Source organism: Lysinibacillus sp. NPDC059133, from assembly GCF_042755925.1.
Taxonomy (GTDB): Bacteria; Bacillota; Bacilli; order Bacillales_A; family Planococcaceae; genus Lysinibacillus.
Window position 1 is genome coordinate 38,044 of record NZ_JBHZDH010000023.1, and the last position, 26,380, is coordinate 64,423.

General features: G+C 38.7%; 26 protein-coding genes and 1 riboswitch. Of the genes, 25 read left to right on the forward strand and 1 reads right to left on the reverse strand.

Features of this window, described 5'->3' with window-relative positions; all coding sequences use genetic code 11:
* The first annotated feature begins 106 nt into the window (after positions 1-106).
* From hmpA to ACFXN8_RS13850, 14 genes are all read left to right on the forward strand, one after another.
* Positions 107-1,273, forward strand: a complete 1,167-nt coding sequence (gene hmpA / locus ACFXN8_RS13785) for an NO-inducible flavohemoprotein (protein ID WP_376072339.1) — start codon at positions 107-109, stop codon at positions 1,271-1,273.
* Positions 1,274-1,456: 183 nt separating this feature from the next.
* Positions 1,457-2,518 carry a YeeE/YedE thiosulfate transporter family protein gene (locus tag ACFXN8_RS13790; RefSeq protein ID WP_376072342.1) on the forward strand — a complete coding sequence of 354 codons (1,062 nt, stop codon included), beginning with the start codon at positions 1,457-1,459 and terminating at the stop codon, positions 2,516-2,518.
* A 16-nt stretch (positions 2,519-2,534) separates the two neighbouring features.
* Positions 2,535-2,759, forward strand: a complete 225-nt coding sequence (locus tag ACFXN8_RS13795; protein ID WP_249074808.1) for a sulfurtransferase TusA family protein — start codon at positions 2,535-2,537, stop codon at positions 2,757-2,759.
* Positions 2,760-3,012: 253 nt separating this feature from the next.
* Positions 3,013-3,273, forward strand: coding sequence for a metal-sensitive transcriptional regulator (locus ACFXN8_RS13800; protein WP_386845821.1), 261 nt, complete (start codon positions 3,013-3,015; stop codon positions 3,271-3,273).
* Between the two features lie 44 nt (positions 3,274-3,317).
* A complete protein-coding gene (locus tag ACFXN8_RS13805) occupies positions 3,318-3,659 on the forward strand; it encodes a rhodanese-like domain-containing protein (protein ID WP_376072346.1) in 342 nt (113 codons plus the stop codon).
* A 12-nt stretch (positions 3,660-3,671) separates the two neighbouring features.
* Entirely contained in the window at positions 3,672-3,968 is a 297-nt protein-coding gene (locus tag ACFXN8_RS13810) for a rhodanese-like domain-containing protein (RefSeq protein ID WP_386845823.1), read from the forward strand.
* 77 nt (positions 3,969-4,045) lie between these two features.
* Positions 4,046-4,600 carry a sulfurtransferase TusA family protein gene (locus ACFXN8_RS13815; protein ID WP_386845825.1) on the forward strand — a complete coding sequence of 185 codons (555 nt, stop codon included), beginning with the start codon at positions 4,046-4,048 and terminating at the stop codon, positions 4,598-4,600.
* 12 nt (positions 4,601-4,612) lie between these two features.
* Entirely contained in the window at positions 4,613-5,008 is a 396-nt protein-coding gene (locus ACFXN8_RS13820; RefSeq protein ID WP_079562216.1) for a DsrE/DsrF/DrsH-like family protein, read from the forward strand.
* 59 nt (positions 5,009-5,067) lie between these two features.
* Positions 5,068-5,205 carry a hypothetical protein gene (locus ACFXN8_RS13825; RefSeq protein ID WP_376072355.1) on the forward strand — a complete coding sequence of 46 codons (138 nt, stop codon included), beginning with the start codon at positions 5,068-5,070 and terminating at the stop codon, positions 5,203-5,205.
* A gap of 196 nt (positions 5,206-5,401) precedes the next feature.
* Positions 5,402-6,529 (forward strand): MBL fold metallo-hydrolase, encoded by a 1,128-nt coding sequence (locus tag ACFXN8_RS13830; RefSeq protein ID WP_386845828.1) that lies wholly within the window; start codon positions 5,402-5,404, stop codon positions 6,527-6,529.
* 410 nt (positions 6,530-6,939) lie between these two features.
* Positions 6,940-7,167 (forward strand): sulfurtransferase TusA family protein, encoded by a 228-nt coding sequence (locus ACFXN8_RS13835; protein ID WP_376072695.1) that lies wholly within the window; start codon positions 6,940-6,942, stop codon positions 7,165-7,167.
* Between the two features lie 114 nt (positions 7,168-7,281).
* Positions 7,282-8,058: a sulfite exporter TauE/SafE family protein gene (locus tag ACFXN8_RS13840; RefSeq protein WP_386845830.1), complete on the forward strand. Its 777-nt coding sequence runs from the start codon at positions 7,282-7,284 to the stop codon at positions 8,056-8,058.
* A 13-nt stretch (positions 8,059-8,071) separates the two neighbouring features.
* Positions 8,072-8,776: a DsbA family oxidoreductase gene (locus tag ACFXN8_RS13845; RefSeq protein ID WP_386845832.1), complete on the forward strand. Its 705-nt coding sequence runs from the start codon at positions 8,072-8,074 to the stop codon at positions 8,774-8,776.
* Positions 8,777-9,075: 299 nt separating this feature from the next.
* Positions 9,076-10,020, forward strand: a complete 945-nt coding sequence (locus tag ACFXN8_RS13850) for a c-type cytochrome (RefSeq protein ID WP_386845834.1) — start codon at positions 9,076-9,078, stop codon at positions 10,018-10,020.
* Positions 10,021-10,060: 40 nt separating this feature from the next.
* Here ACFXN8_RS13850 and ACFXN8_RS13855 read toward each other — a convergent pair whose 3' ends face one another.
* Positions 10,061-11,755 (reverse strand): FAD-dependent oxidoreductase, encoded by a 1,695-nt coding sequence (locus ACFXN8_RS13855; protein ID WP_386845835.1) that lies wholly within the window; start codon positions 11,753-11,755, stop codon positions 10,061-10,063.
* Positions 11,756-12,124: 369 nt separating this feature from the next.
* Between ACFXN8_RS13855 and ACFXN8_RS13860 the strand changes: the two genes are divergently transcribed.
* The 11 genes from ACFXN8_RS13860 to ACFXN8_RS13910 all read left to right on the forward strand — a co-directional run bounded on the left by ACFXN8_RS13860 (position 12,125) and on the right by ACFXN8_RS13910 (position 25,860).
* A complete protein-coding gene (locus tag ACFXN8_RS13860; RefSeq protein ID WP_376072372.1) occupies positions 12,125-14,113 on the forward strand; it encodes an ABC1 kinase family protein in 1,989 nt (662 codons plus the stop codon).
* A 357-nt stretch (positions 14,114-14,470) separates the two neighbouring features.
* Positions 14,471-15,697 carry a C40 family peptidase gene (locus ACFXN8_RS13865; protein WP_386845836.1) on the forward strand — a complete coding sequence of 409 codons (1,227 nt, stop codon included), beginning with the start codon at positions 14,471-14,473 and terminating at the stop codon, positions 15,695-15,697.
* Between the two features lie 634 nt (positions 15,698-16,331).
* Positions 16,332-16,880, forward strand: a complete 549-nt coding sequence (locus ACFXN8_RS13870) for a hypothetical protein (RefSeq protein ID WP_386845838.1) — start codon at positions 16,332-16,334, stop codon at positions 16,878-16,880.
* A 253-nt stretch (positions 16,881-17,133) separates the two neighbouring features.
* A riboswitch (cobalamin riboswitch) is annotated at positions 17,134-17,334 on the forward strand.
* A 199-nt stretch (positions 17,335-17,533) separates the two neighbouring features.
* On the forward strand, positions 17,534-18,076 hold the full coding sequence (locus tag ACFXN8_RS13875; protein WP_386845840.1) for a hypothetical protein: 543 nt from the start codon (positions 17,534-17,536) through the stop codon (positions 18,074-18,076).
* A gap of 1 nt (position 18,077) precedes the next feature.
* Complete coding sequence (locus tag ACFXN8_RS13880; RefSeq protein ID WP_386845842.1) at positions 18,078-19,040, forward strand: helical backbone metal receptor; 963 nt, start codon at positions 18,078-18,080, stop codon at positions 19,038-19,040.
* Between the two features lie 724 nt (positions 19,041-19,764).
* The gene (locus tag ACFXN8_RS13885; RefSeq protein ID WP_386845844.1) at positions 19,765-20,532 is read left to right on the forward strand and encodes a tyrosine-protein phosphatase; all 768 of its coding nucleotides are present in this window, start codon (positions 19,765-19,767) and stop codon (positions 20,530-20,532) included.
* Positions 20,533-20,854: 322 nt separating this feature from the next.
* Entirely contained in the window at positions 20,855-22,240 is a 1,386-nt protein-coding gene (locus tag ACFXN8_RS13890; RefSeq protein ID WP_386845846.1) for an MATE family efflux transporter, read from the forward strand.
* Positions 22,240-23,076 carry a putative RNA methyltransferase gene (locus ACFXN8_RS13895; protein ID WP_386845848.1) on the forward strand — a complete coding sequence of 279 codons (837 nt, stop codon included), beginning with the start codon at positions 22,240-22,242 and terminating at the stop codon, positions 23,074-23,076. Before ACFXN8_RS13890 ends, ACFXN8_RS13895 begins: the two co-directional genes overlap by 1 nt.
* A gap of 79 nt (positions 23,077-23,155) precedes the next feature.
* Positions 23,156-23,764 (forward strand): lysophospholipid acyltransferase family protein, encoded by a 609-nt coding sequence (locus ACFXN8_RS13900; RefSeq protein ID WP_376072393.1) that lies wholly within the window; start codon positions 23,156-23,158, stop codon positions 23,762-23,764.
* Positions 23,765-24,063: 299 nt separating this feature from the next.
* On the forward strand, positions 24,064-24,528 hold the full coding sequence (locus ACFXN8_RS13905; protein ID WP_386845851.1) for a low molecular weight protein-tyrosine-phosphatase: 465 nt from the start codon (positions 24,064-24,066) through the stop codon (positions 24,526-24,528).
* 612 nt (positions 24,529-25,140) lie between these two features.
* Positions 25,141-25,860, forward strand: a complete 720-nt coding sequence (locus ACFXN8_RS13910) for a YebC/PmpR family DNA-binding transcriptional regulator (RefSeq protein WP_376072400.1) — start codon at positions 25,141-25,143, stop codon at positions 25,858-25,860.
* Positions 25,861-26,380 lie beyond the last annotated feature (520 nt).

Consider the following 26,380-nt stretch of genomic DNA (forward strand, 5'->3'; position numbering starts at 1 on the left):
TATTTAAAATACATTAATTATGTCCATTTTGTTAAAGATGTATTTTATATATTGCTTTAAGGGATTGATAGCGTTATATTGTAATCACGAAAGGGTGGTAAGCGATATGTTAAAACAAGAAACAGTACAAATTATTAAAGCAACAGTTCCTGTATTAGAAGTTCATGGAGTGGAAATTACTAAAACGTTTTATAAAAATATGTTTCAAGCTCATCCAGAATTATTAAATATTTTTAACCATACAAATCAAGAAAAAGGTCGTCAGCAAACGGCATTAGCAAACACAGTTTATGCTGCTGCGGTTCATATAGAAAATTTAGAAGCTATTTTACCAGCGGTGATGTTAATTGCCCATAAACACCGTAGTCTAGGTATTTTACCTGAGCACTATCCAATAGTAGGAGAATACTTATTAAAAGCGATTAAAGAAGTGCTTGGTGATGCAGCAACAGATGATATTATTAATGCTTGGGCTGAAGCATATGGCCTAATTGCAGATATTTTCATTCAAGTAGAAGAAGAGCTATATCAAAAAGCAGAAGGTAATGGCGGATGGCGCTTATTTAAACCATTGAAAGTGGCGAAAAAAGTAGTAGAAAGTGAACTTGTTACATCTATCTACTTTGAAAATGAAGATGGTTCCCCTCTACCAGCTTATGAGCCAGGTCAATATATCAGTATCCGTGTGAAAGTACCAGGCGAAGAATATTTAATGAACCGTCAATATACACTTTCGCAAGCAAGTACAGAAGATGGCTATCGTATTTCTGTAAAACGTGAAAGCGATCATACGCCAAATGGTAAAGTATCTAACTTTATTCACGACGTATTAGAAGTAGGAGATTTAGTAGATGTAAGTGTTCCAGCAGGACTATTTGTCTTAGAAGAAACTGCTGCTCCAATTACATTTATAAGTGGTGGTATCGGTGTAACGCCATTAAACAGTATGCTACAATCACTAAAAGATGATGCGACAAATGAAGTGAGCTTTATCCAATGTGCACGCAATGAAAAAGTTGTAGCATTTAGCGATGATATTAAAGAGAAAGTAAATGTGCTTCCAAATGCAACATACACAGCGTTATATTCAGATGAAGATAAGAAAATCACAAAAGAATTTTTAGCTGAAAAAGTAGCCAACAATGCAGATGTTTACGTATGTGGACCAGTTGGCTTTATGGAAGCGGTCATTAAAAATTTACATGAGATTGGCGTGAAAGACGAAAAAATTCATTATGAATTCTTTGGTCCAGCAATGCAGTTAGCAAAATAAATAACTATCTGACCCCTTGTTATAAAAAAGCAGTTTTCTGCACTTGTAGCAAGGGGTTTTTGTGTGCGTAGATATGAAAAAAGTCATTAGATTTAAAATAGTTAAAAAAGTAATTGAATTCATAGTAAAACAAGTGGTAATATACCCTATAAGAATACTAAGGTATTGGAAGGGGAATGATGGATGGGTCAAATGGTTATTACAGGACTAATTTGCGGAGCTTTACTTGGATTTGTTATGCAACGTGGTCGTTTTTGCTTAACTGGCGGATTTCGCGATATGTATTTAACAAAAGATAACCGTATGTTTTACGCATTACTTATTGCAATAGCAATCCAAAGTGTTGGTGTATATACCTTGATTAGTTTAAAGGTATTTGAATTCAGTGCTGGTTCTTTACCAATCGTAGCTGTTATTGTTGGTTCATTTATTTTTGGGATTGGCATTATTTTCGCTGGTGGTTGTGCAACAGGTACTTGGTATCGGGCGGGAGAAGGTCTAATTGGCAGTTGGATTGCATTAGCTGGTTATATGCTTGTAGCAGCAATGATGAAATCAGGCGTATTGTTGCCGTTGGATACGGCTATTAAAGAAACGAGCATTAAAAGTAATTCTATTGCCGAGACAATTGGCGTAAACAACTGGTTGATTATAACGATTTTTGTAGTGGTTGTTGCATTGATTGTTTACCGTGAGCTAAAGAAGCCACGATTAAAAATCCCAGGGTTAAAGCCGAAAAAAACGGGATTAGCACATATTTTGTTTGAAAAACGTTGGCATCCATTTATAACTGCAACAATTATTGGTGTGATTGCAACTTTAGCATGGCCGTTAAGTGTAGCTACTGGTCGCATAGGCGGATTAGGCGTTACAACACCTTCTGCTAATATTTTGCAATTTTTGGTGACAGGAGAAATTAGCTTCATCAACTGGGGTGTTTTTCTAGTATTGGGAATTTTCTTAGGATCATTATTCGCGGCAAAAATGAGTGGTGAATTTAGATTCCGTATTCCAGATACAAAAACAGCGATTAACAGCTTATGTGGTGGACTTATGATGGGGTTCGGCGCAGGTTTAGCAGGGGGTTGCTCAATTGGTAATGGATTGGTGATGACAGCGATGATGACTTGGCAAGGTTGGATTTCATTAGGGTTTATGATTTTAGGTACATGGACAGCATCTTACTTTGTATTCGTTCGACCAAGTAAAAAAGCTAAGCAAGCTGCGCACGTAATAACAGCGTAAAAAGGAGTGTTTTCATATGAAAAAAACATTAGAAGTCATGGGAATGGTTTGTCCATTTCCATTAGTGGAAGCAAAAGAAGCTATAAAAGACTTAAACTCAGGCGATGAATTAGAAGTGCAATTTGATTGTACACAAGGTACAGAATCTATTCCTCGTTGGGCTGCTGAAGAAGGGCACGAGGTAACAGAGTATGAACAAGTTGGTGAAGCTGCCTGGACAATAACTATTAAAAAGAAATAAACCTTCATGGCTATTTAAGCGGGAAATTCGATGATAGAATCGTCGGATTTCTCGTTTTTTTTTGTAACTGAAAGATAAGAAAATAAGGATAACAACCTGAAAGGGACGGATAAAACGTTGATACAAGCGGGAAATGACATTGTAACGATGAGTAAAAAAATTCGAGCTTTCATGTTGACATTATACCTAATGGGGTATATTATGAATCACGTAAGCAAGTTCAATCGATCGTTTTGAAAGGAGGCATGATAGTATGGCTTACGGTACAAAAACAGCTAATCGAGTGAAGCGAATAGAAGGTCAATTGCGTGGTGTTTTACGCATGATGGAAGAAGAAAAGAACTGTAAAGATGTGATTACACAGCTATCTGCCGTGCGTTCTGCGGTTGATCGAACTATTGGAGTAATCGTTAGTGAAAATTTACTGGAATGTGTAACGACTGCTGAAGGGAATGCGGAAAAAGTGAATACTGCGATTCAAGAAGCAATGGATTTAGTCGTGAAAAGTAGATAAATTTTATATACCCTAAATAGTATGTGTGAGGAGGCGAATGTTACATGGGAACATGGATTATACTTGCTGTTGTTATAGCATTTTTCGTTTGGCGAATGAAGCCAACGAAAGGGGTACAGTCAATTTCTGCGGTACAATTGAAAAATATTTTACATGATAAGGATAAAGTTTTTATCGATGTGCGAACACCAGCTGAATATAAGGGGCGAAATATCCCACAGTTCAAAAATATTCCGCTCGGTTCTAGTTTTGACAAGATACCGAAGGACAAAGAGATCGTTGTCATTTGCCAAAGTGGCATGCGCAGTAGTCAGGCATGTAAACAACTGAAGAAACAAGGATTTGAGCGTGTGACAAATGTCCGTGGAGGCATGAGCGCGTATTAGGAGGAGAATAGCGTGAAGGAAATTTCAACAATGGAAGTACAACAGGCTTTAGAGCAAGGTCAGGCAATAAATTTAATCGACGTACGTGAAGTAGATGAAGTGGAGTCAGGACACATTCCGGGCATTATTCATATCCCACTTGGCTTACTTGAATTTCGTATACATGAGCTAAATAAAAATGAACCATATGTTATGGTCTGTCGATCAGGTGGTCGTAGTGGCAGTGCTACTCAGTTTTTAGAAAGCCGAGGCTTCGATGTATCCAATATGGTTGGTGGCATGCTTGCTTGGAATGGTGAAGTAAAGTAGCAGGTGCAGTGAACCTATAGCGCTTGCTATATTTTTTTAATAAAAATAATACCTATACAGGTATGAGGGAGGATGTTATGAGTATTAAGGCAGATTTTCAGCTGGATGCCAAGGGGCTTTCTTGTCCTATGCCAATTGTTAAAACGAAAAAGGCGATGGCTGATTTAGTAGATGGTCAAATTTTAGAAGTATCAGCAACGGATAAAGGTTCGAAGGCGGATATTGCTGCATGGGCTGAATCTGTGGGTCATCAATATATTGGGACAGTGGAAGAAGAAAGTGTGCTTAAACATTACATTCGTAAATGCTCGGACGACACGATGGAAGAGCGAACATTTGAACATACAATGGAGTTAAAAGAGGCAATGGAAAGAGAAGGTCTTATTCTCGATGTTCGTGAGGAGGCAGAGTTTGCTTTTGGCCACATAGAGGGAGCAAAGTCTATTCCGATGGGTGAGCTAGACGGACGCCTTTCTGAACTTGATAAAGAGCAAGAGATTTATGTCGTTTGTCGAACTGGGAAGCGTAGTGATTTAGCTGCCCAAAAGCTTGTGGCACATGGCTTTACAAAGGTATTTAACGTTCTTTCAGGAATGACATCCTGGACAGGAGATTTAACAAAAAATATTTAGGGGGAATTTATTATGTCAAATAAAGTAGCGATAATTGCAAGTAACGGTGGTCTTTTCGATGCATATAAGGTGTTCAATATTGCAACGGCAGCGGCGGCTACAGAGAAAGAAGTAGCGATCTTCTTTACATTCGAAGGGTTAAATTTAATTCATAAACAAGGGATGCATGCATTACCTATGCCTGCGGGAGCGGAGCATTTTGCAGAAGGGTTTGCTAAAGCTAATGTACCAGCAATTCCGCAATTAGTGGAAATGGCACAGGAATTAGGTGTGAAGTTGATCGCGTGTCAAATGACTATGGATGTAATGGGTTTAACGACAGATGATTTTATTGAAGGTATCGAGGTTGGAGGAGCTGTGACGTTCTTAGAGTTTGCGAAGGATGCAGCACCGTCATTAACATTCTAATTAACATAAATGATTTTAACTTATTTCAGCAGAAGTCTCCCACCTCTATAGGTGGTGAGATGAATGCGGTTTTAAGTTGTTTTTCAGCGGGTGTACAAACATCTGTAGCTGACGCTTCGCTTTCGCTACAAAAAACACTTGCTGAAATAGAGGAACTCAGTCTAAGAACGCCACGTCCTGTGGCAACGACTGAGTGACCAACTTCGTGTTGGCCTAAAGCCTCCGGCGGATGTCGCGGAATCGGAAAGGAGTTCTTAGGGGATGTTAGCCTAAGCACAAAGCCGATTCCGGACGCAATTATGCCGAGGCATAATTGATCTTATTATATAGGCGGAGAGGACAATCCTTTCCGCTAAAAAAATCAATAAAATAATACCTTAGGGGGTAATAAGAGTGTCAGTTTTAAAATGGAGTGCAGCAGAAGTAGCAAAAAAAGTAATTAATAAAGAAGAATTATTTATTTTAGATGTCCGAAATGCGGATGCATTCGAAGATTGGAAAATTGATGGCCATAAATTTGAATACCTTAATATTCCGTATTTTGAGTTGTTAGATGGCGTTGAAGATATTTTACCGAAGATTCCAGTTGATAAAGATGTGTTAGTCGTTTGTGCGAAAGAAGGCTCATCGCTGATGGTAGCTGAGATGTTATCAGAAGCAGGTCGTGCAGTGGCTTATTTAGCTGGTGGAATGAAAACGTGGAGTGAATATTTAGAACCGATTAAAGTTGGAGATTTAACAGGTGGTGGTGAGCTTTATCAATTTGTACGTTTAGGGAAGGGTTGCCTTTCTTATATGGTCATCTCTGAGGGTGAAGCAGCGATTATCGATGCTGTGCGTTTTACAGACGCATTCACAAGCTTTGCGGAAGAGAAAAACGTAAACATTAAATATGTGTTCGATACACATTTACATGCCGATCATATTTCTGGTGGTCGACATATAGCAGCTACTACTGGTGCGACGTATTATTTACCACCAAAAGATGCTGAAGAGGTTGTGTTTGACTATACACCTTTACTTGATGGCACAACTGTCCAAGTGGGCGCCTCCAAAATTGACGTAGGAGCGATTTATTCGCCTGGTCATACAATTGGTTCAACGTCATTTGTTGTAGACAACAAGTATTTATTAACTGGAGATATTTTATTCATTGACTCAATTGGACGCCCTGATTTAGCGGGTCTTGCAGAAGATTGGGTTGGTGATTTACGTGAAACACTTTACAAACGATACAGAGAATTATCGGATGATCTAATTGTTTTGCCGGCTCATTTTATGGTGATTGATGAACTAAATGAAGACGGAACTGTAGCAAAACACCTTGGACAATTATTTGCTGAAAATCACGGCTTAAATATTAAAGATGAAGCAGAATTCCGAAGTGTCGTAACAGAGCACTTGCCTCCACAGCCGAATGCCTATCAAGAAATTCGTCAAGTAAATATGGGTAAGGTTACGCCAACGCAGGATGAGCAGACAGAGATGGAAATTGGTCCGAATCGCTGCGCAGTTAGATAGTACGTTTAACTTCTTTCAGCGGGAGCCCCCCACCTCTATAGTTGGTGAGATGAATGCGGTTTTAAAGTCACTTTTCAGCGGGTGTCCAAAACATCCGCTGAAAGAAGTTAAAGCCTCCGGCGGATGTCACGGAATCGGAAAGGAGTTCTTTGGGGATGTTAGCCTAAAATCATCGCATCCATGCGATAACGGCTAACTGGCCTGCGTCATGCAGGCCTAAGCACAAAGCCGATTCCGGACTCAATTATGCCGAGGTATAATTGATAAGATAGAAATGCAATGAGTACGCATGCATGGTTATAGCATGTAAATACCGCGAAGCGAAGGCGCTCATCCTTCGTAAAGTTGTGAAAAAACAAACAGAACCGGCAAAATCGCTTACAACGTTTGCTATTCCAAAGGAGAAAAATATGAAATCAAACTTACAACTAGATGCAAAAGGTTTATCTTGTCCAATGCCTATAGTGAGAACAAAAAAAGCTATAGATACATTAGCTTCAGGGGAAATTTTAGAGGTTCAAGTAACAGATAAGGGAGCTTTAGCTGACATTCCCGCTTGGGCCGAAGCTGGCGGTCATATCATTTTAGACAAAGCTGAAGACGCTGGCGTCATTACATTCTTTATTCAGAAAGCTTAAAACTGGTGAGGGTTGTCTCTTCTATTAGAAGTTTAGAGCAACCCTCCTTTCATTTAATATTGATGGAAATGATCATGTCCCTTAAAGTGAAGTCACCAGAAAGAAGGAAAAAATATGGATTTAGCATGGATTATTACAATATTTTTGATTGGCTTTGTCGGTTCGTTTGTATCGGGAATGCTAGGAATTGGCGGAGCAATTATTAAATATCCAATGTTATTATATATCCCACCTTTACTTGGTTTTGCAACATTTTCAGCACATGAGGTATCGGGTATTAGTGCAGTAGAAGTGTTTTTTGCCTCTCTTGCTGGGGTGTGGGCATATCGAAAAGGTGGTTATTTAAATAAATCACTGATTATATATATGGGTAGTGCCGTATTAGCAGGAAGTTTCGTTGGTAGTTATGGCTCCCAATTTTTATCTGAAGTGGGGGTTAACGTCGTTTATGGTGTATTGGCGTTGATTGCTGCAGTGATGATGTTTATTCCTAAGAAGCAAATTGACGATAAGCCATTGGATGAGGTGACGTTCAATAAACCGATAGCAACTGTATTAGCTTTTATTGTTGGTATTGGATCGGGGATTGTTGGGGCAGGTGGTGGCTTCTTGCTAGTACCGATAATGCTAGTAGTATTAGGTATACCAACACGTATGACAATCGCTACAAGCCTTGCCATTACTTTTATAGCCTCTATAGGCGGGACAATTGGAAAATTGATGACGGGACAAGTTGATTATTATCCTGCAATCATTATGATTGTAGCAAGCCTAATAGCAGCTCCACTAGGTGCAAAGGCAGGGAAAAAATTAAATACAAAAGTTTTACAAGCTATTTTAGCAGTGCTCATTTTAGCAACTGCCATTAAAATTTGGATAGATATATTGTAGGGAGCTGTAGTAAATGAAAATTGAGATTTTCTCAGATTTTACATGTCCGTTCTGCTATATTGGCAAAAAAGAATTGGAACGCGCCATTGACTTGGCAGGTTATTCAGGACAGGTAGAAATTGAATACAAAGCATATCAAATAGGACCAGATACGCCTAAGAAAGATGCACCAACTTTATATGAGGGTATGACTGCAAAATTGGATTCCACGATAGACGAAGTAAAGGAAATGACTAAGGGTATAGCAATGCGGGCTGAAGAGGTTGGTTTGCATTACAATTTTGAAGATATGAAAACAGCGCATACTGAAAAAGCTCATCGATTGGCAAAATGGACAAGACAGTTTGGCAAAGAGTCGGTCTATACGGAAGAACTTATGAGTGGTTACTTTACGGAAGGAAAAGACTTAAACGACGATATGTTCTTGTTAAAAGTCATTGAAACGATAGACTTAGATGTTGAAATAGCGAAGGGTGTTTTGGCATCAACTGACTTCAGTGAAGCTTTAGACAGAGATCGATATGATGCCCAACAGCTAGGTGTACAAAGTGTTCCGTTCTTTGTGTTTGAAAATCGTTACGGTATTAAAGGTGCGGAGCCAAATGAGGTTTTTGTGCGAACTTTGCATCAAGCGGCGGAGATAGCTGGGATTCAGCCGGTATTAAAGATGGTAGGTGATGGTGAAGCTATTTGTGCAGATGGTGAATGTAAATTATAGTGAAATGCTAAAATGTCGGGTACAGTGCTGTGCTCGACATTTTTTATCTTCATTCAGTAAATTGATTTTGTACCGAAAGCGAAGCGTCGGCTACAATTACGCCAAGGTGAAATTGATTAGGTCAGGAAAAAATACATACTACAAGAGGTATTAAGTCTCGATTAATGTGTTGTAGAACAATGAATTTCATAATTTTATCCTCTAAATGATTCTATTTGCGTAAGGTGTGAGAAAAGTCACATCGGAAAACAGGCTTTTTTGCTAAAATATAGGTGATTATACAAAGGGGGGTATTATAGATGAAACCTATAGTAGCAGGAGTAGCGGGGACAGTGTTGTTAGCGGGTACACTTTTTGTGGGAGCAGCCATTAGCGACAAAATTTTAGGGGATGCAGAAAGCAAAGAAGCCGCTGAACAAACAAAAATACCAACAACAGCAGCTGCTCAGTCAGTTGTCTATGCGCCACCAAGTATTGAAGAAGTACCAGATGGACCTATGAAGGAAGCAATATTATATGGTCATGAGCTTGTCAATAATACACATGTTGCTGCAGAAGAATATGTTGGGAATCAATTATCTTGCACAAGCTGTCATGCAGGGGCAGGTTATGATGAGCAAGTTTCGTCATTAGTAGGTGTTATGGCGAATTATCCCCAATATATCGCGCGCTCAGGTGATATTGTAACGATTGAGGAGCGTATTAATGGTTGTATGGTGCGCAGTATGAACGGTAAGAAGTTTGACATGAATAGCAAAGAGCTAGAAGCGATGGTCTCATACTTCGCCTATATTTCAGAAGGTGTACCGATCGGGGCAGAGCGTGAATGGGTAGGTACAAGTACAATGAAGGACATTCCTATACCGGATGTTAAGAACGGCGAAGAAGTATATGCCCAGTCTTGTATCGCTTGTCACGCGGGTGATGGTTCAGGTACTGGTGCTAATACAGGTCCGGCATTATGGGGTGAAAAATCATTCAATGATGGAGCGGGTATGGCAAGAATGTCAAAAATGGCTGGCTACATTCAAAATAATATGCCAGTCGGTGCAGCTGGTACTTTGACAGATCAAGATGCCGCTGATTTAGCAGCCTTTATTTTATCGCAGGACCGACCTGAGTGGGCAAATCATAATAAAGATTGGCCAAAAGGCGGACGTCCTAATGATATTATGAATAAAGAAAAACGGGAACAAGTTAAAAATGGCACAATAAATTGGGAGAAAGTGCTTTCTACTAATTAAAATGAAAGGGATGCTGCAAACTAGCGGCATCCCTTTCGTGCTATTTAAAATTGTGAGCCGTGACAATTTTATCTCTGTTAGTTGTCGTATCTGTGAAGTATTCATACAAGCAAATACCGAGGAAGGAGCCAGCAACATTAAAGACATTAGAGAAACCATTATTCTGGAGGGCCATTACAGCATTGTAGCTTCGCTGGCCAGATCGGCAATGTACATAAACTGGTCTATCTTGTGGAATCTCATTCAAACGTTCACGGAGCTCACTTAACGGAATATTATGCGCATGAATGAGATGACCCGCCTCGAATTCATTTCTTTCACGGACATCTAAGAAAGAGGCGTTATTTTCAATGAGACCTCTAACCTCGTCAACTTTTACTTGTTTATAATGACCGTATAATTGGTTTTGAGCAACGAGTGCTGCTAAATTAACTATGTCACGTGCGGTGCTAAACATTGGAGAATATGATAGCTCTAGCTCTTTTAAGTCTTCTAATGTGCCATCCATTGTGATCATAGTTGCAATAACGTCGATGCGTTTGTCGGCATTACCTTTTCCAATCGCCTGCGCTCCAAGAATCTTCCCAGTGGGCACTTCGTAAACAAGCTTAAAATGAAGTGGATTACTATTTGGCATTAAACCAACTTTATCTGGTGCAATCAAATACACGCTTTTTGCTTGGAAGCCATGTGCGAGCGCTGTTTTTTCATTTAAGCCCGTTGTGGCACACGTGTAATCAAAAATTTGCACGCTTGAAGAGCCGATAACTCCTTTGTTTTGTTGGGGTATATTGTACATATGATTAGCTGCTGCTCGTGCTTGTCGTTGCGCTGGACCTGCTAGTGCCAGGCGCGTTTGTTTATGAGTTAGCTGATGGAATACTTCTATAGCATCGCCCACAGCGTAAATAGAAGGATCGGATGTTACATAATTAGCATCAACTTGAATGCCGCCGAGTTCACCTATTGCCAGTCCGGCTTCATTCGCTAAAGAGGTTTCGGGACGAACGCCGATAGCTAATACGACAGCCTGTGCTTTCAATTGTTTACCGGAACTCAATTTTACATAATCTGCTGTAACCTTAGCTAGACCATCATTGACGATGACATTAATTCCTTTATCCATCATTTCTTTGTGTAATATTTGTGCCATATCATAATCAAAGGGCATCATGATTTGTTGACTAAATTCAACGAGTGAGACATTAAAACCGGCAAGCTGTAAATTTTCTGCAACCTCTACACCTATAAATCCGCCACCGATGACAGCAATATCCTGTATGTCATCGCTCTGGATATAACGATTTAAACGGTCTATATCCACGACATTACGAACAGTAAAAACGTGTGAAGAATGAACGCCATCCAAGTTTGGAACAATTGGACCCGCACCAGGAGATAACACTAACGTATCGTAGCTTTCTTCATACTCAGTGCCGGTAGTTAAATCCTTTACAGTAATGTTTTTTTCTTTTCGATTAATATGTAAAACTTCTTGATTAACACGAGCTTCAATTTTGTATTTTGATTGAAAGGTTTGTGGTGTCATTAAGATTAATTTGTCGCTGTTATCAACAATTCCACTTAGGTGAAATGGTAAAGAGCAATTTGAGAATGAAACGTTCGGTCCTTTTTCAAACATTATAATCTCAGCCTGTTCATCGAGGCGACGAATACGCGCAGCGGTCGAGGCACCACCTGCGACACCACCAACTACTAAAAATTTTTTACTCATGTGTAAGCACATCCTTTTCTTGTAGTATACATACAGGGGTATGTTGTGTATAAATCAAAAGTTTTCTGGCGTTAACAATGAATAAAATTGTGGATAACTATTGATTTAAATAGATGATATACCCTGTTAGGTATTTTATCAACGAAAATTACTGATTAAAAATCGTTGTAAGTGGATAAATACTAAAAAAGTAAACAAATAGACAAAATTTTGGGGATAAACCTAGGAGTAAAAGAAATTAAGTACCCAGATTTGGTTATCACTAAAATTGGAGATGACAGTCGGGACGGAAATGAACCCGCGTTAGGATGATGAGCCTTAGATTTGTTATACTAGCAATATTAGGAAGTAGCATCGGAGGTGACGCTGTTGATTTTTTTGAAATTTTTAATCCAAATCATTGTTGTATCAGGGCTTATTTATTTTGTCAGTGGTCGATTAATTGGTTCAAACATTAATTTTATGCGTAGGGTTCTTTCTGTAGTCATTAGTGTGACGCTAACGTCCTTTGTTTATTGGTATACCTATTTACGCCATACAGATTTTTTATATGAACCGATGATGCAAACCGTGACAGAGGTCAGTACACTTATTTGGATTGGTAGCATGCTACTCATTTCGATGTTGCTCTATCTTGTTTTTGAGCTTTTCGATTCAAGTGGTATTACAGCTAGAGATGGTCGAAATGGGAAAAAGAATTTATTCTTGCGTATTCGTAGCTACTGGCGACAACAAAAGCGCTTACGTCAGGTGTTTAAAATAGCTGTAACAAATGGCGTTGTTCAAACAATCAAATACGCAAGACAACGAGAAAATGAAAAGGAGCTTGCCGTTGCTTTAAGGGTAACTTTGGAGCAATGTGGTGGGATATTTATTAAATTTGGTCAGGTACTTTCTACACGTAAGGAACTATTTTCGCCTACCTTTATTGACGAGTTAGAGAGGCTACAGGATAGTGTGAAGCCTCTACCGTCAGAGCAGGTAACACAAATTTTAGAAGATTCACTTCCGAAGCCTTTGAATGAAATATTTGCAAGCTTTCAAATGGAACCTATTGCGGCAGCATCTATTGGACAAGTTCATAAGGCGCGATTGAAAAATTTTGACGAAGTCGTGGTGAAGATACTGCGTCCAGAAGTGAAGGGATTCATGCGAGACGATCTTGAAATTTTAGAGGAATTTGCTAATTGGCTTTCTAATAAATCTACATGGGCTGAGTCACTTGGTTTTCGAGAGCTTGCTAAAGGATTTGCAGATGGGTTACGCGAGGAAATTCATTTAGATATTGAGGCTCGTAATACATTGCAGGTGACAAATGCTCTTGCCAAAAGCGAATATAAGGTGAGAATTCCTAAAATCTATACAGAATATTATAATGAAAATGTTATTGTCATGGAATATGTACGGGGGAAAAGTGTTGCTAATGCTGCTGCTGAATTTAACCGAGTAGAATGTGATCGTAAGCTGTTTGCGCGGACTGTTTTATATTCCTTCTTTGAGCAGATGCTTCTTTCAGGTATCTTTCATGCAGATCCGCATCCAGGAAATATTCATATTGATGAGACGGATGGCACACCGATACTGCTTGATTTTGGAGCTGTTGGCCGTTTGGGAGCTACTCAACAAGAGGGCTTAAAGCTATTTTTAATGGGGATTCAGCTAAATGATTCAAGTATTTTATATGACGGCTTAACACTATTGGTTGAAAATGCTGATCATGCAGACCGTGCAAAGATGGAGCAAGCCATTGATCAAATTCTCTTGAAAATCTCTTACGTGGATCGGATTCCAACAGAGGAATTGATACATGCGTTATTTACAGTTGTTCGTGATTTCGGTCTTGCTTTCTATCCCGCAGTAGGTTTAGCGCTGCGTTCCTTAGTAACATTGGATGGCACATTACGGGTAATTGACCCAAGATTTGATATTTTTACAGAAGCGAAAGATTTTTCATCCGCATATATGCGAGCATCCTTCCTGAAGCCATTTAAAGAACCGATGGCAACAAAGGAACGTTTACAAGAAGAATTATCTATGCTTATTCCGACATTGCGCAAAATGCCAAGACGAGTTGACCAACTTATTCAACGGATAGAGAGTGGGAAAATTATCTTACATCACGATGTTTTTTCGGATGAGGATAATGCTCGTTTTATTACCAATCTGTTTTCCCGTTTCGTCTTGCTCCTCGTTGGTATTACCTTTGGCATTATTTCTGTAGCACTTTTAGCAATCTCACAATTTATTCATGACACGTACGCTGTTTACTTAAATACAGCCGCATACTTAGGATTATTTTTGTGTGCCATTCTTTTAGTACGTCTTTCTATCCAAGCGTTGCGTTCTATGAAGCAATAGAAGCGCTTGTTTATGGATACACATTATTTATAGGTAGGGGAAATGTTCCCTTACCTTTTTTTATTTTAAAAATGTTCTCTAGAAATATTACAAAAACATTACAAAACAAAGAGTGGGTCTGTTGGTAAAGTAGTTATAATCGTTGATATGTAGAATAAAACGTAATTTTGTAGAATTTATTAGAATTTACATGAATATTACAAGAATGTTGCGAGTTTTACTAAACCATTAAAAAGGCGCGAAATAGTATAAAAGTTATGCTAATAGTGCTAGACTTTAAAAGGCTAATAAAATATAAGATTAAATAAAAGAATCGTTCCAATGATTACATTAAAATTCTAAGGACGAAATTGACTAGTGAAGGGGAAGAATAACGTGGGTAAGCGCAATAAATGGCGTAAGTCGATGGTGCTAGCATTAGCACTAGCTGGCGGCTTATTATTTAATACAGTTCAACCAACCGTAGTGCACGCAGAAGAAACATCTCAACAAATGATGGATAAGAAAGCTAAAATAGATACAGAGGTTAAAAAGCTACAAGAAGAATTAACTAAACTACAAAAAGAGATCGATGAAAAAGTAAAAGTATTTAACAAAGTACAAGCAGATATTAAAGAAGTTGATGCAAATATTGTAGATACTAAAAAACGTATTGAGCAACGTTCAGCGATTTTAAGTGATCGTATGGCTGCATACCAAGCTCAAGATAATACTGTGGGCATTTATTTAAATGCTGTTCTTGAATCAAAAAGCTTTGCAGATTTAATGGACCGTGTCGTAGCGGTAAAAACATTAATGGATGCTGACCAAGAATTAGTAGATCAACAAGAAGCGGATAAGGCTAACTTAGAGAAACAAAAAGCAACATTAGATGAAAAACAAAAAGAGCTTCAAAAGCAATTCCAAGAGCTTCAACAAAAGGAAAGCGAAATGGAAGTAAAAAAAGCTGAAAATGAAGCGAAATCTCTTGCATTAAAGGCACAAATTGCAACGAAGCAAGAAGAAGAGCGTTTAGAAGCAGAACGTAAAGCAGCAGAGGAAGAGGCAGCTCGTTTACGTGCACTTCAAGCAGCTACTCCAGTTGTACAAGCAACAAACAACAATAATAACAATAACAGTGACACTAACACTAACGATAATAGCAACAGCAATAGCAACGCTAACAATAGTAGCAAAGCTAACAATGTAAAATCACCACAAAAAGTCGTTGTTGGTTCTGGATCAGGCACTGCATCTTCAGGTGATGCTATTTCAACTGCGAAGCAATTCCTGGGTCGTAGCTATGTTTGGGGCGGTAGTAACCCATCGACAGGATTCGACTGTTCTGGTCTTGTGCAATGGTCTTACAAACAAGCAGGCGTATCTTTACCACGTACAGCATCACAACAATATTTAGCAACACAACGTATTTCAGCAAGCGAAGCACGTGTAGGTGACCTAGTATTCTTCAGCTATGGTTCAGGTATAGCGCATGTAGGTATTTACTTAGGAAACAACACGATGATTGATGCTCAAAATAAAGGTGTTGTCATTGAATCACTTGATTGGTGGAATCAATATCTAGTAGGCTTCGGTCGTATTTAATAAGCCTTACTATTATATCGACGATTTAAATAGCAAAAAGGTTATCTTTGTAAAAGAAATTACAAAGATAGCCTTTTTTATTATTTGACGGTATTGGAGATTAACCTTAAAAACCATCTGATTAAAATATAGCTAAGATCCTATGAGTAAACCTATCAGGCAAACAGATGTGGTTATCCATTAATTTAGGCTCGACTACTCGACCAATAATGAGTAAAATAACTTCTAAGATGAATAAATTTACATAAGTAGATATATTTACTACTATAGTCCCGGTTACAAAAATGATAGTGGAGCCGAGAAAAGCAATTACATCAATTATTCATATTATGATTGTCATCGTTATTGCGTATTTTACTTGTATTAAATCGAAGGCTAATAAGTGTGTGATACCTCCAATAAAAAAAGCTAACAAGTAAAATATGTCTTCATACAGCTAAAAGAAAGGATTCCTTGCATATTGAACCTCACTTCTGATAATTTTGAAATATACAATTAGGGATCTTGCTTTGAAATTATAATTATTTGAGACTTTTATTTTGTAGTAGCAAAGTAACGAATGATGGGAAATGAGAAAACACTTACAAGTGCATTATTTTTTTTCGTTCTGAAACAATAAAGGTAGGGATGAATCATGGAAAAAGAGATTTTGCAACTTTTTAGTAATTTAACAGAGCGTGACAGTGATATTCAATACAAATCATACGAAGAATTATTGAAAATTATGCAGGAACCAGTTGATTGGACATATTCAGTTTGGGAACAACTTGTTCAGACACTTACATACAAAAATGGCCATGTGCGTGCAAGTGCTGCACAATTTTTATGCGCATTGGCAGCAAAAAGTGATCCTGAAGAAAGAGTATTAGAGGACTTCTTAAAGATTTGGGCAGTAACGTATGATGAAGAAACAGTAACTGCGAGGCATACTTTACAGGCAATTTGGAAAATAGGCTTAGCAGGGCAGGTACAAAGAGATTTAGTCGTATCATATTTGGCTAAAAGGTATCAAACATGTTTAGACGAAAAGCATCCGACATTAATACGCTATGATATTATTGTATCCTTTAAAAAGCTATTCGATGCAACGAATGACCCAAAACTACTAGACATTGCACAGCGTTTAATTGAGGAAGAGAAAGATGTTAAATCCAAAAAGAAATATAAGACTGCCATCCGGTAAAAGTTATTTGGCTAATTTTCCGCAAATTCTCTCGTTAAGAGATCGTTTTTATAACGTATTAAAAAATAAAATGCTTTACTCTATGAAGCATAACAAATATCTGCACGAGCAGGATGAATACCCATGAGGGCAGTGAATATATCCGTGTGCATAAGGTAATACCTGCATGATTTTTATCCATCGTCATTTGTTTATTCTAAATTCCACAGCTATTTTTTCCTATCAATCTATGTTAAACTGCATTACAAGTGAATAATTCTTGCAGAATGAGGGTGCTGAACTATAGCATAATCGGGAATTCGGTGAAAAACCGAAGCTGTTTCCGCAACTGTAAGTACAGGAATCATAAAGATATACCACTGTCGAATTATTCGATGGGAAGGTTTTTTATGACTCACAACGTGATTGAATGAACTGTACAAGCCAGGAGACCGACCTTTGTTTGAACGTATAGATAACTCTTCGGAAGCTAGGAGAATATGCGGCAAATACATAGGCTATGTCGTATCTAGGCGACACTATTTATGTTATTTTTCGTTGTTTCCATAGAAGTGGGAACAACGTTTTTTTTATGTACACTTATAATTCACCTAATGTAAGCCGAGGTGTTAATAAAGTAAGAATTTTTCACGAAGGAAAGCGGGGACTTAGATTTGAAAAAAGATGCACGTTATTCTTGTTATCCATTTATGCGTGAAAAGGCATCGATAGTAGATTTTGAAATTCGAACGGATAGCCTAACAACACATATTGGTGTAGCAATGGCGGCGGTGAAAAAAGAAACGGTAGAGGTAGTAGCAGATGATTTACTAGCCATTTTACCAATGGCTTACCATGTAAATGGCTCAGTCCGAGGTAAATTAGCGGTAACCGAAGATGATTTGACTTGGCTCAGTGATCGCTATGATTTCTATGTTAGTCATGTTAAGGAGGAAATACAAAACTTTGTATTACCTCAAGGAACAGAGGCTGCTACTGCATTACATTTATGCCGTAGTGAGGCGAAAAAATCATATCGCGTTTTGCACATAGTATCTGAAGAACGGGAAATACCTGCTATTCTCTTTGATTATTTAGGATTACTAGCCAATGTATTTTTTGTAATGGCTGTCTTTATGAATCAGCGGGCTGGTATTGCTGAAATACCGTTTATTAGTAAGTCATACCCGATGAAAAAGAAAAAGGAGAATCAATGAAATGAAGAAAATGTTTAAGCTACAATGGCTTTCTGTGCTGATGCTGGCCCTCGTATTAGTTGGCTGTGGGGCGAAAGAAGATACGAATAAAGAGACTGCTTCTAAAGAAGATCAACAAGTTGAGAAAACTAGTTATAAAGTTAAGGATGACCGTGGCGTAGAAGTAGAGTTTGCTGCAGTACCTAAAACTATTGTTTCCTTACAACCGAGTAATACAGAAATTTTATTTGCTCTAGGTGTTGGCGATAATATCGTTGGTGCAACAGAATTTGATACGTACCCAGAAGAAGCACAAAAAATTGAGCGCGTTTCTAATTCTACAATATTCAATAGTGAGCGTATTTTAGCCCTAAAGCCAGATGTCGTTATTGCCTATACAACAGGAGGCGATGAAGAAAATTTAAATGCTTTAAAAGGTCTCGAAGATGCGGGTATTAAAGTATTTGCCATTCAATCAGCTAAATCATTTGATGATGTCTATGGGGATATCGAACAAATCGCAACAGTTATGGGAATCAAAGATACAGGCGACAAGTTAAATGCAGATATTAAAGCTAAAATTGTTGAAGTCCAAGCAAAAGTTAAAGATGTGAAAAAACAAAAAAATATCTACTTAGAGATTAGTCCAAAGCCAGTCATCTATACAGCTGGTTCTGATACATTCCAACAAGAGATTTTAAATGCTGCACATGTGAACAACGTTTTTGCTGACCTTGAAAGCTGGGCACAGGTATCTGAGGAAGATGTCATTGCGAAAAATCCAGAAGTCATTTTAACAACAGTAGACAATGTGAAAAACTCAGCGGAAGAAATTCTTTCTCGTGATGGATGGAATTCAATCACGGCCATTCAAAATAAAGCTGTTTACTATATTGATACTGATATTTCAAACCGTCCAGGTCCACGTATTGGTGAAGCTGTTGAGTTAATAGCAAAAGCGGTATATCCTGAGTCATTTAAATAGTTTATATCGAAAAATAGTATTTTGGAGCTGTCCTTTATCAAGGGCAGCTTTTTTTATGGATAAGAAGGAGACTTACTACGCTTGGATGAAAAAGTAATCGGGAAAGGTGGATAACTGCTCCGCTTGTGTGGGAAAGTGATCAGGTAGAGTGGATAACTGCTCCGCTTGGGTAGGAAAGTGATCGGGTAGAGTGGATAACTGCTCTGCTCGGGTAGGAAAGTGATCGGGTAGAGTGGATAACTGCTCCGCTCGGGTGGAAAAGTGATCAGGTAGAGTGGATAACTGCTCCGCTTGGGTAGGAAAGTGATCGGGTAGAGTGGATAACTGTTCCGCTTGTGTGGGAAAGTGATCGGGTAGAGTGGATAACTGCTCCGCTTGTGTGGGAAAGTGATCGGGTAGAGTGGATAACTGTTCCGCTTGTGTGGGAAAGTGATCGGGTAGAGTGGATAACTGCTCCGCTTGGATAGGAAAGTGATCGGGTAGAGTGGATAACTGCTCCGCTTGGGTGGAAAAGTGATCGGGTAGAGTGGATAACTGCTCCGCTTGGATGGGAAAGTGATCGGGTAAACGGTCACCCGCTCCGCCCAGATAAAGAAGTACTCAAATAAATCCCCTCATCGCTCTAAGTAGTGTATGACATTTCCTAGTGCGAAAATTGGTATTATATCGAATTGTTCTATAAAATAGAGATAAGTATGCTTGCTAACAGGAAGAGGTGCAGTGAGTGAAACAGTTTGATATGAAGATTATTCCGTTTGAGGCAGTCTATAATTTTCGGGATATGGGTGGTTATAAATCGAGAGATGGGCGTGCTGTTAAGAATGGTTTGATTTATCGTTCAGCAGCACTTGGGAAAATGACGAAAGCAGATAAGGAGCTTTTTGAAACGCTAGGCGTGAAAACAATTTTTGATTATCGAGACAACCATGAGGCTCAAAATAATCCTAATCCGATATTCTCGCATGCCAAGTATATTCAAATACCAGCAAAGGGAAATCATGCTTTTGAGATGCCTACAAACACGGGTGGAAGAGATTTTTATAAGGTTGTAAGCCCAGAGATGTTTCGAGAATTTTATGCACAAATGCCTTTTAATAATGCCTCGTTTAAGGAACTAATAGCAACGATTCAACACCCTGAAAATTTAGGGCTTGTTCATCATTGTGCGGTCGGGAAGGATCGAACAGGTATTGGCAGTGCACTTATTTTACTTGCTTTAGATGTACCTGAGGAAACGATAATGGAAGACTATTTAGATACAAATGTACATTTACATCCCTTAGTTGAACGAATGGCTAAGACAGTGCAGCAAGATTATAACGATCAAGAATTACAGCAATTTTATGCTTTACTGTCTGCCCGTGAAGACTATTTACAAGCAGCATTTGATGCTATGGATAACCGATATGGCTCTAAGACAGCTTTTTTAGAGCAAGAGTTTGGCCTAACAAATGAAAAACGTAAGCAATTGCAGGACTTTTGCTTACTATGATAAAAAACCCTTTCACATAAAATTGTGAGAGGGGTTTTTTGCGTCTTATATTAGCTTTGCATAATCTTTTAACTTCTTTCAGTAAGTGTTTTCGTAGTGAAAGTGAAACGCCAGCTCAGAAGTCTCCCGGCCTTAGGACGCAATTATGCAGAGGCATAATGGATTGTTTCAATATAAAAACTCTTTACAGCCTAAAAATCTATGATAAGATACTATATATTTTTAACGGGCAGTAATTTATCTATACCGAAGACAAAAAAGGTAGTTGAAAGATTAACAGTCCGTAAAATCTTTAAGAAGCGTATAGGAGAAGTGGAGAGTATTGGGAGAAACATTGAGAGAAAGTGATATAAAAGAGACAGATAAGTTAAGCTTATTTCATTTAACATGGCCGATATTTTTAGAAGTATTTTTATTTATGTTAATGGGACTAGCCGATACTTTTATGCTCAGTGCTTTATCAGATAATGCTGTATCAGGAGTTGGTGCAGCCAATCAATATATTCATATTGCAATTTTAATACTTGAAGTAGTTGGTAATGGTGCTTCTATAGTGGTATCTCAATATTTGGGCTCAAGGCGTTTTTTGGAAGCTGCGAAGATTTCTGCTTTAGCAGTAACGATGAATTTAGCCGTTGGACTAATGATGAGTGTTTTATTTTTCTTCTTCTCAAGTCATTTAATGACCATGATGAACTTGCAAGGAGAAGTGCTTAAATACGCTCAAAGTTATTTGATCATTATAGGAAGCTTCATTTTTTTACAAGCAATTATAAATGCCTTAGCAGCGATTATCCGTGTACATGGATGGACAAAAGAAACAATGTATGTATCTCTAGGTATGAATGTGCTACATGTTGTATTAAATTACGGTTTGATCTTTGGTAACTTAGGATTACCGGAGTTAGGTGTAAAAGGAGCGGCTATTTCCTCAGTGATAAGTCGTGGTTTAGCAGTTCTTGTGTTTTTCTGGCTGTTGTATCAAGTCATGGGAGTAAGAGTAAAGCTAGAATATTATTTCGATTATTCAAAGGAATATGTTCAAAAAATATTAAATATAGGCTTACCGTCAGCATTTGAGCAGGTGCTTTATCAGTTCTGTCAGATTGTCTTCCTTTATTATGCAACATACTTAGGCGCAGAGACACTTGCGGCAAGACAATATGCTATGAATATTTCGATGTTTACGTATTTATTTGCGATTGCGATCGGAACAGGTACAGCTATAATTATTGGACGAAATGTCGGCGCTGGTAAAAAGGATCAAGCTTATCATCAACTTTGGACAAGTGTACGTGCAGCTTTTGCCTTTACGATCACTATGGTTGCAGTTGTGACGATATTCCGTAAGCAACTAATGCACGTTTTTACAGATAATCCAGAGGTAATAGCCATCGGAGCGTCTGTCCTAGCATTAAGTATTCTACTTGAAACAGGGCGTACAATGAATATTGTAGTGATTAACTCGCTGCGTGCCTCAGGGGATGCAAGATTTCCGGTGAAAATTGGTTTCTTATCAATGGTATGTATGAGCCTCCCGCTCGGTTACTTGTTCGTCTTCGTTTTACATTGGGGGTTAGTAGGTATTTGGCTAGCAATTGCGGCAGATGAATGGATGCGAGCCATTATCGTATACTTTAGATGGAGAAGTCGTAAGTGGGAGCGTTTTGCACTTGTTTCACCTACAGAACAGAAGGAGGAAAATTAATGGGGGCACTTTCTAAAAGAGCTGCAGGGGCAGCGTTAATGGATAAAAATATAAAGCTTTTTGCTTGTCCAATTTGTCAGGAGTCAATGGATGTTTTTGAGCAAGGTAGATTAGTATGTTCCTCAAATCATTCTTTTGATATTGCCAAACAGGGCTATGTCAATATGCTGACACATGGTGCTGTTTCTAAGTACAGTAGAGATCTCTTTGAATCTCGAAAAGCGGTTATTGATAGTGGAATCTATGATGTAGTAGAAGATAAAATCGGAGAGCTAATTGCTAATGCAGAAACCGTGCTTGATACAGGTTGTGGTGAGGGCTCACATTTAGCCCGTATTACGGAGGATAAAAATGGTGCCTGTATTGGCATTGGTATTGATATAGCAAAAGAAGGCATCCTTGCTGCATCTCGACATTATCCAGAGCAAATTTGGTGTGTCGGTGATTTAGCGAAAAGTCCATTTGCAAAATCAAGCTTCGATGCCATTTTAAATATTTTATCACCTGCCAATTACGAAGAATTTAAACGTCTATTAACTCCGAATGGTTGTGTTGTTAAGGTTGTACCTCAAAGCGGGTATCTACATGAGCTTCGAGCACAATTATATGCGGATTCCACGAAAGAGTCGTATTCGAATGAACAAATAGTTTCTCGATTTAAAGAAAGTTTCACAGATGTTAGTGTAGAACGTATTACTTATACGGTACCACTAGCTACAGAGCTTGTACCAGCACTGCTTGAAATGACACCAATGGGCTGGCATAAAAAAGAGGAAGCCAATATCCATTTAGAAGAAATTACGATTGATGTTGATGTATTAGTGGGAAGAGTTTAATTATTTCACCTGCAATTGCAGTATACTGGTCTTTTCGATTACAATGGGAATAACTATTGAATAAGGTAGGAATGAAACAGTGTATAAATTTATAGCGAAATTTGTAAAAGTGATATTAAAATTAACGGGCTCAAAAGCGCGTGTATACGAAGAGCAAAACTTACCGAAGGAAGGTGGGTTTATTATTGCATGTACACACACGGGCTATGTTGATATTTTAAATCTTGGTGTTGCTGTATACCCTCGAGAAATTAACTTTATGGCTAAAAAGCAATTGTTTGATATGAAGGGTATTGGCTGGCTTATAGAGCGTTTAAATGCCTTTCCAGTCGACCGTGACAATCCAGGCCCAAGTGTTATTAAAATTCCTTCGCAGCTATTGAAAGAGGGAAAAATTGTTGGGATTTTCCCATCTGGTACGCGAAATGCAGAAGGATCGGATTTAAAGCAAGGTGCGATTACAATAGCGCAATTGTCAAAGGCACAAATTGTACCAGCCGCTTACATTGGTGCGCGTAATGCTGGTGATGTCTTTAAGCGTGGAAAAGGTTATCTGATTTATGGTGAGCCGTTTTATGTAACGGGTAAAGGTAAAGAAGGGCGCGAGGAATTTACACATCGCCTTGAGCATGAATTAGTAGCATTAACCGAAGAATTAGAGAAGCGAGTTGCAGCAGAAAAGAAATAAAGTGAAATATCATTCAGAGGAGAACCCTCTGTGTGAAGAACCCAAACTAATATCTTCACATCCTTTTGAAGTAGTAGCTTACTGCTAGTAATATGGGATAACTTAGAAGGCGCTCAGAATCGATTGATTTTGAGTGCTTTATCTTCAATTCAGCAAATGTTTTCTGTGCGAAAGCGAAGCGACAGCAACAAATGTTTTCTGTGCGAAAGCGAAGCGACAGCAACAAATGTTTTCTGTGCGAAAGCGAAGCGGCAGCTATAATTGGGTCAAGGCGAAATTGATTGTAGGAGGACATAAAAATGATTCGAGTACTTTTTGTATGTTTGGGGAATATCTGTCGATCACCAATGGCTGAAGCGGTCATGCGTGATTTGGTAGAAAAAGAGCATTTGAGTTATAAAGTCGAGGTAGATTCAGCTGCAACAAGCTCTTGGCATATTGGCGAACCACCTCACAGGGGAACACAAGATAAGCTAAAAGAATATGGAATCTCAACGAAAGAGATGCAAGGCCGACAATTACAAAAGGCTGACTATGAAAATTTTGATTACATTATTGGCATGGATGAAAGCAATATATGTAATATCCGAACGACGCTTGGGAATCCTGATTCCCCAAAGATCTTCCGCTTTTTAGATTTAACTGACCATCGAAAAGACGTACCTGATCCGTACTATACAGGAGATTTCCAAGAAACCTATGATTTAGTTTTAGAAGGCTGTCATGCACTATTAGAAAAAATCAAAGTAGAAAACCAATTGTAAAGTGGTGGTTCATCATCAAAAGTAGTGGCTGACTTTTGTTAAAACGTCTACTATGTAAATAAGTTGGTTGGAGTGGAGGCTGGGCGACTCCTTGGGATCAGCGTCACAGATGAGACCCTGGAGCGAGCACATAGGGGAACGAAGGCTATAAGCATCACGTCCTGTGATAACGCCTTCGTGACCAACATCGTGTTGGCCCAAGCGGCTCATCGGACGCCCCCTAGGAAGCTCTGCTCTGCGCGTCAGCGGCAAATGTTTTATCTGTGCGAAAGCGAAGCGTCAGCAACAAATGTTTTCTGTAGCGAAAGCAAAGCGGCAGCAATTGTTTTATCTGTGCGAAAGCGTAGCGACAGCAACAACAAAGCGCCCAGCCGGAACGGAAATCAACCACACGTTTTGGTGATGATCCCAAGTGGCTCTAAGTGAAACAATTTTTTACAATTAATAACTTAATAAAGTTACCTTAAACATTGGCATATCTAGCTTTGTAAGCATCATTTGTGTTATTATTTTCAGAGTAAAGATACGAGAAGTATTTAATCACCATTTACAGATGTGCAACTGCGCATCTATGATTTTTATAAACTTATTATTTGAAAGAGAGTGGAAACAATGGGTCGTAAGTGGAACAATATTAAAGAAAAGAAAGCGTCTAAAGACCAAAGCACAAGTCGTATCAATGCAAAATTTGGACGCGAAATTTATGTGGCAGCTAAATCAGGCGAGCCAGATCCCGAATCAAACCGTGCCCTTAAAGTTGTTCTTGAACGAGCAAAAACATACAGTGTTCCTAAACATATTATTGAAAAAGCCATTGATAAAGCGAAGGGTGGCGGCGATGAAAACTTCGACGAATTACGTTATGAAGGTTTCGGACCAGCAGGCACTATGTTAATCGTTGATGCTTTAACGAATAATGTTAACCGTACAGCTTCTGATGTACGTGCAGCATTTGGTAAAAATAATGGGAATATGGGTGTCAGTGGATCTGTTGCCTACATGTTTGATTCAACGGCAGTTATCGGTTTAGAAGGTAAATCAGCAGATGAAGTTCTTGAAATTTTAATGGAAGCAGATGTTGATGCTCGTGATATTCTGGAAGAAGATGAGGCTGTCATTATTTATGCAGAGCCGGACCAATTCTTTACTGCACAAGAAGCACTAAAAGCAGCTGGCATTCAAGAATTTACAGTAGCAGAGCTTTCAATGCTTCCACAAACAGAAGTAGCATTAACTGGTGACGACGTAGCGAAATTTGAAAAATTAATTGATGCATTAGAAGATTTAGAGGATGTTCAAAACGTTTACCATAATGCTGATTTAGGCGAATAATATAAACATATAAAACCAGTAGCAATTAAAGCTACTGGTTTTGTCTGTAGAAAAAACGATACTCCTGATGGCATAAAGTTATATGGTAATAGGCTTTTCTTGGATATAAAAATAATAATCAAACATATCCTATTATTATTTAGGCTGAATCTCTTTGATATTTTAATCCATACTATTTTGGTTCATCTTGTCTACTCATAATAATGATGAGGAGCCGTTGATTTTTCACGGAGAGTGGCGACTCCAGCGGGATGAGCTTGCGCTGAAAGCCCCGAAGGAACGTAGTGACGAGGAGATTGAAGCCAAGCCCGCGGAAAGCGCCAACTCGGAGTGAAAATCAACCTTTGTCTATGGATACACTTTAATTTATTCTTTTATCGACAAACTAAAACCAGTAGCAATTAAAGCTACTGGTTTTTAACTTCTTTCAGCGGGTGTCCAAACATCCGCTGAAATAGAGGAACTCAGTCTAAGAACGCCACGTCCTGTGGCAACGACTGAGTGACCAACATCACGTTGG